An 11,878-nucleotide genomic window follows, 5' to 3' on the forward strand; every position below is an offset into this window, starting at 1 on the left:
ACCATGCTTTCCAACCCTAATATCGACCTGGTGTCGCGCTTTCTTCGCTTGCCTCTGGAGCAGCGCCAGCAGTTCTACCAGCGCCTGCAAGGCCGTGGCATGAGTTTCGCTCAATTACCGATTGCCCCTACACGCCACGATACCGAGGCACTGCCGCTGTCCTACGCCCAGGAGCGCCAATGGTTCCTCTGGCAACTGGACCCGGGCAGCGCCACCTACCACATCCCCGGCGCCTTGCGCCTGCACGGGCAGCTGGACTTGGCCGCGTTGCAGCGCAGTTTCGACAGCCTGTTGGCCCGCCACGAGAGCCTGCGTACCCAATTGGTCGAGGACGGTGAACGCCTGCTGCAGGTGGTGCTGCCTGAGGCGCGAGTCGACATTCATCAAGCGCGCATTGAAGCGTCGCAGTTGATGGCGCGGGTGGAAGCGGAAGTCGCGCGGCCGTTCGATTTGCACCAGGCACCGCTGTTGCGTGTGACCTTGCTGCAAGTGGCTGAAGACGAGCACGTGCTGGTGATGGTGCAGCACCACATTGTCTCCGATGGTTGGTCGATGCAGGTGATGGTCGAGGAGCTGGTGCAGCTCTATGCCGCCTTCAGCGCGGGGCGCGAGCTGCAATTGCCCGAGTTGCCGATTCAATACGCCGACTACACCTTGTGGCAACGCGGCTGGATGGAAGCGGGGGAGAGGGCGCGCCAGCTGGATTACTGGCAGGCCTTGCTTGGCGGTGAGCAGCCGGTACTGGAATTGCCGCTGGACCGCCCCCGCCCGGCGCAGCAAAGTCATCGCGGCGCCAGCTTGCAGGTGCACCTGCAACCGGCATTGGTGGCCGGGCTCAAGCGCCTGGCGCAGCAAGAGGGCGTGACCCCGTTCATGCTGTTGCTGGCCTCGTTCCAGACCCTGTTGTACCGCTACAGCGGGCAGTCGGATATCCGCATCGGCGTGCCGACTGCCAACCGTAACCGGGTCGAGACCGAGCGGTTGATTGGCTTCTTCGTCAACACCCAGGTGCTCAAGGCCGACCTCGACGGGCAGATGAGCTTTGCCCAGTTGCTGCAACAGACCAAGCGCCGCTCGCTGGAAGCCCAGGCCCACCAGGACCTGCCCTTTGAACAGTTGGTGGTGGCGTTGCAACCCGAGCGCAGCCTCAGTCACAACCCGCTGTTCCAGGTGATGTTCAACCACCAGACCGACGCCAAGGGCAGTCGCGATGGCCAGCAATTGCCGGGCCTGCGCGTGGTGGAGCTGGACTGGGACAACCAGACCACCCACTTCGACCTGAGCCTGGACACCCATGAATCCGCCGAAGGCTTGTGGGCGGCGTTGACCTACGCCACCGACCTGTTCGACAGCAGTACCATGGAACGACTGGCGCAGCACTGGCAGCACCTGTTGCAGGGCATCGTCAGCGCGCCTCACAGCCGCCTGGCAGACCTCGCCATGTTGAGCGCACCGCAGGCCCACGCACTGTTGCAGGCGTGGAACAGCCCGGCCACGGTCGGCACCCTGCACGCGGTGCATCAGTTGTTCGAGGCCCAGGCGCTGCGCCAACCCGAGCATCCGGCGTTGGTGCTGGACGACCAGGTGATGAGCTACGGCGAGCTGAACAGCCAGGCCAATCGCCTTGCGCATTACTTGATGGCCCAGGGTGTCGGCCTGGAAGCGCGGGTGGGGATTGCCGTCGAGCGCTCCTTTGCCATGGTGGTGAGCTTGCTCGCGGTGCTCAAGGCCGGCGGTGCCTACGTGCCGCTGGACCCGCAGTACCCCCGCGAACGCCTGGCGCACATGCTCGAAGACAGTGGCGTGCAATGGGTGCTGACCCAATCGCACCTGCGCGATCGGCTGCCATTGCCATCGGGGCTTGCGACCCTGGAGATCGATCAGGTTGACGCGCCGTGGGCGCAGTGCAGCGAAGACAACCCGCAACGGGCGTTCGAGCCCCAGAGCCTGGCGTATGTCATCTACACCTCCGGTTCCACCGGCAAGCCCAAAGGCGTTGCCATCAGCCATGCAGCCTTGAGCGAGTTCGCCGGGATTGCGGCGCAGTATTCGGGCCTGGTCCCGCAGGACCGCGTGCTGCAGTTTGCCACCCTAAACTTCGACGGGTTCGTCGAGCAGTTGTACCCGGCCCTGACCCTGGGCGCCAGCGTGGTTTTGCGTGGGCCGCAGTTGTGGGACGGCGCCGAGCTGTACCAACAGATCGTCGCCCAAGGCATTACCCTGGCCGACTTGCCCACCGCTTACTGGAAGCTGTTCCTGCAGGATTGCCTGGCCGCCGGCCCGCGCCCTTATGGTGCCTTGCGACAGATCCATATCGGCGGTGAAGCCATGCCGCTGGATGGCCCGCTGTTGTGGCAACGCGCCGGGCTTGGGCATGTGCGCTTGCTCAACACCTATGGGCCGACCGAGGCCACCGTGGTGTCGAGTGTGCTCGATTGTACGGACGTCAGTGCCGTCGCCGGTGTCGGCGCCAGCCCTATCGGCCGTGCACTGCCCGGGCGTGGCTTGTATGTGCTGGACCGCGATTTGAACCTGCTGCCCGCAGGGGCCGTGGGTGAGCTGTACATCGCCAGCGCCAGTGGCTTGGCCCGTGCCTATTTGCAGCGCCCTGGCCTGACCGCCGAGCGCTTTGTCGCCGACCCGTTCAGCACCACCGGGGAGCGTCTGTATCGCAGTGGCGACCTGGCACGTTACCGCGCTGACGGCGTGGTGGAGTACGTGGGGCGCGTCGATCATCAGGTCAAGATCCGTGGCTTCCGTATCGAGCTGGGTGAAATCGAAGCCTTGCTGCTCGCCCAGGACAGCGTGCGCGAAGCGCTGTTGCTGGCTGCCGACAACCAACTGCTGGCGTACCTGGTGCCGGCGCAGCCGCTCGACGACAGCCAGCATGCTGCGGCCAGTGCACAGTTGATGGCGACGTTGCGCGAGCATTTGCCGGATTACATGGTGCCGGCGCAGTTGATTTTCCTTGCGCGCATGCCGCTGAACCCCAACGGCAAGCTGGACCGCCAGGCGCTGCCCAAACCGGGTGTCAGCGCGGTGCAGCAGGATTGGTTGGCACCGGTCACGCCGCTGCAACAACAAGTTGCGGCGATCTGGGCGGACATTCTCGGGGTGGAGCAGGTCGGCCTGAACCAGCATTTCTTTGAGCTGGGCGGGCATTCGTTGTTGGCGATGCAAGTGGTGTCGCGGATTCGCCAGACGCTGAGCCTGGAGGTGCCGCTCAAGGCGCTGTTCGAATGCCCGCGCCTGGAAGGTTTTGTCGCGCTGTTGCAAGCCCCGCAGACTTTGACGCCCCAGGCGCCGGCCCTGTTGCCCGTAGGGCGCGAGCAATCGCTGCCGCTGTCCTATGCCCAGGAACGCCAATGGTTTCTCTGGCAGTTGGAGCCACACAGCGCCGCCTACCACATCCCCAGCGCCCTGCGTTTGAAAGGCACATTGGACCTGCCGGCGTTGCAACGCAGTTTCGACACCTTGCTGGCGCGCCATGAAAGCCTGCGCACCCGTATCCGCCAGGAACATGCCGGCGCGGTGCAGGTGATTGAGCCGCAGATGTCGCTGCCGATGACGGTGGTCGATGCCGGTGAGCATCCCGTGCAGGCGCAGGTGGAAGCGCTGATTGCCCAGCCGTTCGATCTGCTGCAGGGCCCGCTGTTGCGCGTCACCTTGATGCGCGTGGCTGAAGAGGAGCATGTGCTGGTTCTGGTGCAGCACCACATCGTTTCCGATGGTTGGTCGATGCAATTGATGGTCGAGGAACTGGTGCAGCTGTATGCCGGTTACAGCCAGGGCCAGGACGTGCAACTGCCGGCGCTGCCGATCCAGTACGCCGATTACGCGGTATGGCAACGCCACTGGATGGACGCCGGCGAGAAACAACGCCAGCTGGCCTATTGGCGCGACGTGCTGAGTGGTGAGCAAAGCGTGCTGGAATTGCCGTTCGATCATCAGCGCCCGGCGGTGCAAAGCCATCGCGGTGCGCGCCTGGCCATGGAGCTGGCACCCACCTTGACCCTTGAACTCAAGGCCCTGGCGCAGCAGCAAGGCGTCACCTTGTTCATGCTGCTGCTGGCGTCGTTCCAGACCCTGTTGCACCGCTACAGCGGCCAGGAAGAAATCCGTGTCGGCGTGCCGATTGCCAACCGCAACCGCAGCGAGACCGAGCGCCTGATCGGTTTCTTCGTCAATACCCAGGTGCTCAAGGCCGACCTGCACGGCCAGATGAGCGTCGAGCAGTTGCTGCAACACACCCGTCAACGCGCCCTGGATGCCCAGGCCCACCAGGACCTGCCGTTCGAGCAACTGGTGGAAGCCCTGCAACCGGAGCGCAGCCTGAGCCACAACCCGCTGTTCCAGGTGATGTTCAACCACCAGACCGACGTCGGCCAGGCGCAGGTCCAGCACCAACTGCCGCACTTGCGGGTCGAAGGCCTGGAGTGGGAGAGCAAGACCGCGCACTTCGACCTGGACCTGGATATCCAGGAATCCACCGAAGGCATCTGGGCCACCTTGGGGTATGCCCAGGACTTGTTCGAAGCCGCCACCGTGCAGCGCATGGCCCGTCATTGGCAGAACCTGTTGCAGGGCATGGTCGCCAACCCGCAACAACCGCTCAGCCAGTTGCCGTTGCTGGACGCTGCCGAGCAGCAGCAGATTCTTCAATTGTGGGACTGCACCGATTCCGGCTTCTCGGCCCAGCGCCTGGTACACCAGCGGGTGGCCGACCGCGCCCGGGAAACCCCGGAGGCGGTGGCGGTCAAGTTCGGCGATGAGCAACTGACCTATGGCCAGTTGGACAGCCGCGCCAACCGCCTGGCCCATGCGCTGATCGCCCGGGGTGTCGGCCCGGAAGTGCGGGTGGCCATCGCCATGCCGCGCAGTGCCGAGATCATGGTGGCGTTCCTTGCCGTCATGAAGGCAGGCGGCGTGTACGTACCGCTGGACATCGAGTACCCGCGCGACCGCCTGCTGTACATGATGCAGGACAGCCGCTCGCAATTATTGCTGACGCATTCGGCGGTGCAGCAGCGGCTGCCGATTCCGGAAGGCCTGCAAGCGCTGGCGGTCGATGATGCAGCGGCGTGGTCCGATTACAGCGAGGCAGCGCCGCAGGTTGCGCTGGATGGCGACAACCTCGCCTACGTGATCTACACCTCCGGTTCCACCGGCATGCCTAAAGGCGTGGCGGTGTCCCACGGCCCGTTGGTGGCGCACATCATCGCCACTGGCGAACGTTATGAAACCTCGCCGGCCGACTGTGAACTGCACTTCATGTCGTTCGCCTTCGACGGCTCCCACGAGGGCTGGATGCATCCGTTGATCAACGGCGCCAGCGTGTTGATCCGTGACGACAGCCTGTGGCTGCCCGAGTACACCTACCAGCAGATGCATCGGCACAACGTCACCATGGCGGTGTTCCCGCCCGTGTACCTGCAGCAACTGGCCGAACACGCCGAACGCGACGGCAACCCTCCGGCGGTGCGCGTGTATTGCTTCGGCGGCGATGCGGTGGCCCAGGCCAGCTACGACCTGGCCTGGCGCGCACTGCGCCCGACCTACCTGTTCAACGGCTACGGCCCGACGGAAACCGTGGTCACGCCATTGCTGTGGAAGGCGCGCAGAGGCGACCCATGCGGCGCGGTGTATGCGCCCATCGGCACCTTGCTCGGCAATCGCAGTGGCTACGTGCTGGACAGCCAACTGAACCTGCAACCGATCGGTGTGGCCGGCGAGTTGTACCTGGGCGGTGAGGGCGTAGCGCGCGGCTACCTGGAGCGTCCGGCGTTGACCGCCGAGCGTTTTGTGCCGGACCCGTTCGGCAAGCCCGGCAGCCGCGTGTACCGCAGCGGCGACCTGACCCGTGGCCGTCCCGATGGGGTGGTGGATTACTTGGGGCGTGTTGACCATCAGGTGAAAATCCGTGGTTTCCGTATCGAGCTGGGCGAAATCGAAGCGCGCCTGCGTGAGCAGGAGAGTGTGGGCGAAACCGTGGTGGTGGCCCAGGAAGGCCCGACCGGCAAGCAACTGGTGGCCTATATTGTGCCGCTGGACCCGACCTTGCTGGACGATGCCGTGGCCCAGTCCAACGGCCGAGAGGCCTTGCGCCGTGCCTTGAAAACCCGTTTGCCGGACTACATGGTACCGACGCACTTGATGTTCCTGGCCCAGATGCCGTTGACCCCCAACGGCAAGCTCGACCGCAAGGGCTTGCCGTTGCCTGACGTGAGCCAGATGCAGCAAGTCTACGTGGCGCCCCAGAGCGAGCTGGAACAGAAGATCGCCGCGATCTGGTCCGACGTGCTGCGCCTGCCACAGGTCGGCCTGCATGACAACTTCTTCGAACTGGGCGGCGACTCGATCATTTCGATCCAGGTGGTCAGCCGCGCCCGCCAGGCCGGTGTGCGCTTCACGCCCAAGGATTTGTTCCAGCACCAGACCGTGCAGAGCCTGGCGGCCGTGGCGCGCGAAGGCGAGGGCGCGGTGGTGCTGGACCAGTCGGCACAGACCGGCGCGTTGTTGCTGCTGCCGATCCAGCAGGCATTTTTTGCCGATGACATTCCCCAACGTCACCACTGGAACCAGTCCGTGGTGCTGCAACCGCACCAGCCTTTGCAGGTGGCCGCCCTGGTGGCGGCGTTGCAGGCACTGATGGCGCATCACGACGCCTTGCGCACCGGGTTTGTCGAAGGCCTGGCCGGTTGGCACGCGGCGTATCGGGCGCCGCAACAGGCTGACGCCGCGCAGGTGCTGTGGCAGACCAACCTGGAGACCGTCGAGGAACTGGATGCGTTGGGCGAAGAGGCCCAGCGCAGCCTGGACCTGGGCGCCGGACCTTTGTTGCGTGCGGTGTTGGCGCAATTGGCCGATGGCTCCCAGCGTTTGCTGTTGGTGATCCACCACTTGGTGGTGGACGGCGTGTCCTGGCGCATCCTGCTGGAAGACCTGCAAAGCGCCTATCAGCAACTCGTTCAAGGCGCTGCCGTGGTGCTGCCTGCCAAGACCAGCGCCACGCGCGCCTGGGCCGAACGGCTGCAAACCTACGCCCGCAGCGCGGCGCTGGAACACGAACTGGCCTGGTGGCAGACGCAATTGCAAGGCAGCCCGACCGGCTTGCCTGTCGCCAACCCGCACGCCAGCCTCAGCAACCACCTAGCGCTGAGCGTGAGCACCCACCTGGACGGCGGCTACACCCGTCGCTTGTTGCAAGACGCGCCGAGTGCCTACCGCACCCAGATCAACGACCTGTTGCTGACGGCGCTGGCCCGGGTCATCGTGCGCTGGACCGGTGATGAAGCGCTGCTGATTCGCCTGGAAGGCCACGGCCGTGAAGACCTGTTCGACGACATCGACCTGACCCGCACCGTGGGGTGGTTCACCAGCCTGTATCCGCTGAAACTGGTGCCGAAGGACTCCCTGGCCGATTCCCTCAAGCAGATCAAGGAACAACTGCGTGCAGTGCCCGACAAGGGCATCGGCTTCGGTGCGCTGCGCTACCTGGGCACTGCCGAGGCGCAACAGGCGCTGGCCGCGTTGCCTCGGCCACGCATCACCTTCAACTACCTGGGGCAGTTCGATGCCAGCTTCGACAGCGCCGAGCAGGAGGGGCTGTTCGTGCCTTCCGGCGACGCCAGCGGCGCCGAGCAAAGCCCGGACGCGCCGCTGGGGAACTGGCTGGAGCTCAATGGCCAGGTCTACGGTGGTGAACTCAAACTGAACTGGAGTTTCAGCCGCGAGATGTTCGCTGAAGCGACGGTGCAACGCCTGGCCGATGACTACGCCACGGAACTCAAGGCCTTGATCGACCACTGCTGCGAGTCGGCCCACCAGGGTGTGACACCCTCTGACTTCCCCCTGGCACGACTCTCCCAAGACCAACTGGATGGCTTGGCGCTGAACGTCGCCGAGGTCGAGGACCTTTACCCGTTATCGCCCATGCAGCAGGGCATGTTGTTCCAGTCGTTGTATGGCGAAGGCTCCGGTGATTACATCAACCAGATGCGCATCGATGTGCAAGGCCTGGATGTCGCGCGCTTCAATCAGGCCTGGCAGGCGGCGGTTGATCGCCATGAAATCCTGCGCAGTGGTTTCCTGTGGCAGGCCGAGCTGGAGCAACCTCTGCAGGTGGTCCACAAACAGGTGCGCATGCCGTTTGAGACGCTGGATTGGCAACAGCGCGCGGACCTGGACGAGGCCCTTGAGGCCCTGGCCGCGTCGGCCCGGACCCAGGGCTTTGTACTGGAACAGGCGCCGTTGCTGAGCCTGTCGGTGGTGCGCACCGGCGCGTCCAGTCACCACATTATCTACACCAACCACCACATCCTGATGGACGGCTGGAGTGGCTCCCAACTGTTCGGCGAAGTGCTGCAGCAGTATGCAGGGGAATCCTTGCCGGCACCGGCCGGGCGTTACCGCGACTACATCGCGTGGTTGCAGGCACAGGACAAATCGGTCAGCGAAGCGTTCTGGAAAGATCAGCTCAAGCACTTGCAGCAGCCGACCCGCCTGGCCCATGGCGCACAAGGCGATGGCGCCGAAGCCAACGGCGAGCATCGGTTGAGCCTGGATGCCGCGCAGACCGAACACCTGAAGGTGTTTGCCCAGCGCAACAAAGTGACCCTCAATACCCTGGTGCAAGGCGCGTGGCTCTTGCTGCTGGCGCACCACACCGGCCAGGCGACCGTGGCCTTCGGTGCCACCGTGGCCGGGCGCCCGACGGAACTGCGCGGGATCGAACAGCAGGTGGGCCTGTTTATCAACACCCTTCCGGTGGTGGCAACCCCGGATGCGCAACTGCCGGTCAGCCAGTGGCTGCAACAGGTGCAGGCGCAGAACGTGCGCTTGCGCGAGCAGGAGCATACGCCGCTGTTCGAGATCCAGCGCTGGGCCGCGTTGGGCGGTGAGGCGTTGTTCGACAGTATCCTGGTGTTCGAAAACTACCCGGTGTCCGAGGCGCTGGAGCAGAGCGCGCCGTCGGGGCTGCGTTTCGGTGCGGTGCAAAGCCTGGAGCAGACCCACTATCCGTTGACCGTGCTGTTGGCGATTGGCGACACACTGGGCCTGGAATTCAATTACGACCGCCACAGCTTCAGTGCCGCGCATATTCAACGCCTGGCCGAGCATTTCGTGCAGTTGCTGCACGCGATGGCCAGCGATGAGTCCCAACGGCTGGCGGCGTTGCCGTCCCTGCCAAGCGCTGAGCGCGAGGTGGTGGTGAAGGCCTGGAACGCCACGGCCCAAACGTACCCGCTGGACCAGGGCGTGCACCAATTGATCGAAGCCCAAGTGGTGCGCACGCCGAACGCGCCTGCGTTGGCGTTTGCCGGGCAGGCCTTGAGTTACGCCCAGTTGAATGCGCGTGCCAACCGCCTGGCCCATCGTTTGATCGCGGCGGGTGTTGGCCCGGATGTGCTGGTGGGGCTGGCGGTGGAGCGCTCGATGGAAATGGTGGTCGGCCTGTTGGCGGTGCTCAAGGCCGGTGGTGCCTATGTGCCGCTGGACCCGGAATACCCGCGTGACCGCCTCGCCTACATGCTGCAAGACAGTGGCGTGCAACTGCTGTTGACCCAGGCGCACCTGTTGGCGCAATTGCCGCTGCCCGCTGGCGTGCAAAGCCTGGTGCTGGAGGAGGGCGATGCCTGGTTGCATGCCTACAGCGAGCACAACCCGGACGTGCCGGTCGACCGCGAAAACCTGGCCTACGTGATCTACACCTCGGGCTCCACCGGCCAACCCAAGGGCGCCGGCAACCGCCATGCCGCGCTGACCAACCGGTTGTGCTGGATGCAGCAGGCGTATGGCCTGGAGGCGAGCGACAGCGTCCTGCAGAAAACCCCGTTCAGCTTTGACGTGTCGGTGTGGGAGTTCTTCTGGCCGTTGATGACCGGCGCACGCCTGGTGGTGGCCGCGCCTGGCGATCATCGTGACCCGGCCAAGCTGGTCAGCCTGATCAACGGGCAACGGATCACCACGCTGCATTTTGTGCCGTCGATGTTGCAGGCCTTCCTGCAGGACGCCACGGTTGCTTCGTGCCTGAGCCTGCAACGCATTGTGTGCAGCGGTGAGGCCTTGCCTGCCGACGCCCAGCAGCAAGTCTTCGCCAAGTTGCCCCAGGCCGGGTTGTACAACCTGTACGGGCCGACCGAAGCCGCTATCGATGTGACCCACTGGACCTGTGTGGAAGAAGGCCGTGACGCTGTGCCGATTGGCCGGCCGATCGCCAACCTGGGCTGTTACGTGCTGGACGACAACCTGGCGCCGGCGCCGGTCGGCGTGTTGGGTGAGTTGTACCTGGGCGGGATGGGCTTGGCGCGCGGCTATCACCGTCGTGCCGCGCTGACCGCCGAACGCTTCGTGACCGACCCGTTCGGCAGCGGCGAGCGCCTGTACCGCACCGGGGACCTGGCGCGCTATCGCGACGACGGCGTGATCGAATACGCCGGGCGCATTGACCATCAGGTCAAACTGCGCGGGTTGCGCATCGAGCTGGGTGAAATCGAAGCGCGCCTGCTGGAGCATGCCAGTGTGCGTGAAGCCGCTGTGCTGGCGGTGGAGGGCACGCACCTGGTGGGTTACCTGGTGCTGCAACAGCCTTGTGAGGACTGGAAAGAGCCGCTGGTCGCGCACCTGGCCGCGCAGTTGCCGGACTACATGGTGCCGGCGCAATGGGTGCTGCTGGCGCAGATGCCGTTGAGCCCCAACGGCAAGCTGGACCGCAAGGCGCTGCCCAAGCCGCAAGCCCAGGGCGCCGAGCAGTACGAGGCGCCCCGGAGCGAGATCGAGCGGCAAGTCGCGGCCCTGTGGTGCGAGGTGCTGGGGGTGGAGCGTGTCGGGATGAACGACAACTTCTTCGAACTCGGTGGCCATTCCCTGTTGGTGCTGATGCTCAAGGAGCGCATCCGCAAGGTCAGTGGCGTCGGTTTGTCCGTCAGCCAGTTGATGCTCAACCCGACGGTGCGCGGGCAAGTCAGTTGCCTGCAGGGCGATGGGCGCAGTTCATTGCTGGTCAAGCTTAATAACCGCAGCGAAGGCACGCCGTTGTTCCTGTTCCACCCAAGCTTTGGCTCGGTGCATTGCTACACCGCCATCGCCCTGGCGCTGCGCGAGCAGCGCCCGGTGTATGGCGTGATGTGCCGTGCCTTGGCGGAAGAGGGGGCGGCGGTGCCTCAATGGCAGGTGATGGTCGAGGACTACACCGCGCAGCTGCTGGCGGCCCAGCCACAGGGCGCATTCCGCCTGGCGGGTTGGTCGTTGGGCGGGAACCTGGCGATGGAAGTCGCCCATGGCCTGGAGCAAGCGGGGCGCGAGGTGGAGTTTGTGGGCTGGATCGATGCGGCGCCGCCGCAATGGCTCACGCCTTACTGGGATGCAGTGGTCACCGAAGAGGATCGCGTCGTGTCGGCGAATGAGCGACGCGCTGCCTTGCTGGGCGTGATGTTCCCGGCCTTTGCCGAGCAGATTCAGGGCGCCTGGCAGCAGTGCCAACGCGCGGCTGACGATGAAGGCGGCCAATGGCGGGCGTTCGTGGTCTGGGCTGAACAGACCCTGGGCGAGGCGTTCACCGACGTCAAGGAGGCGTTGTTGCGCGGCAACGAAGCGCAGATCTCCTGGGACGTCGACCGCGCCCTGAGCGAGCGCATGACCGCCGCCGACTTCAAGCCGATCCAGGCGCCGGTCAGTTGCTGGTGGGCTTCCATGAGTCGGGCAGGGCGCTTCAAGGACCTGATCGAGCAGCACATGGCGGCGGTACTCGGCCAGGGCCGTGTCGAGCGTTCGGTGATGATCGACACGGACCATGACGGCATCATCGACAGCGCGGTGTTCATCGCCAGCCTGGTGAACGCCATGGAGTAACGGGAGGGGCATGAAAAAACCGGATCCA

Annotated in this window: 1 protein-coding gene; it reads left to right on the forward strand. The window is 64.9% G+C overall.

Going from position 1 to position 11,878, the window contains the following annotated elements; translation table 11 throughout:
- The first annotated feature begins 3 nt into the window (after positions 1-3).
- Positions 4-11,850: a non-ribosomal peptide synthase/polyketide synthase gene (locus M2394_RS29775; RefSeq protein ID WP_259175721.1), complete on the forward strand. Its 11,847-nt coding sequence runs from the start codon at positions 4-6 to the stop codon at positions 11,848-11,850.
- Positions 11,851-11,878: the final 28 nt, after the last annotated feature.

The sequence above is a fragment of the Pseudomonas sp. BIGb0164 genome (assembly GCF_024810135.1).
In the GTDB taxonomy this organism is placed as follows: domain Bacteria; phylum Pseudomonadota; class Gammaproteobacteria; order Pseudomonadales; family Pseudomonadaceae; genus Aquipseudomonas.

What these genes read in the sequence shown, in the direction of transcription:
- M2394_RS29775 (WP_259175721.1), top strand. Translation starts at nt 4, where the DNA reads ATGCTTTCCAACCCTAATATCGACCTGGTGTCGCGCTTTCTTCGCTTG.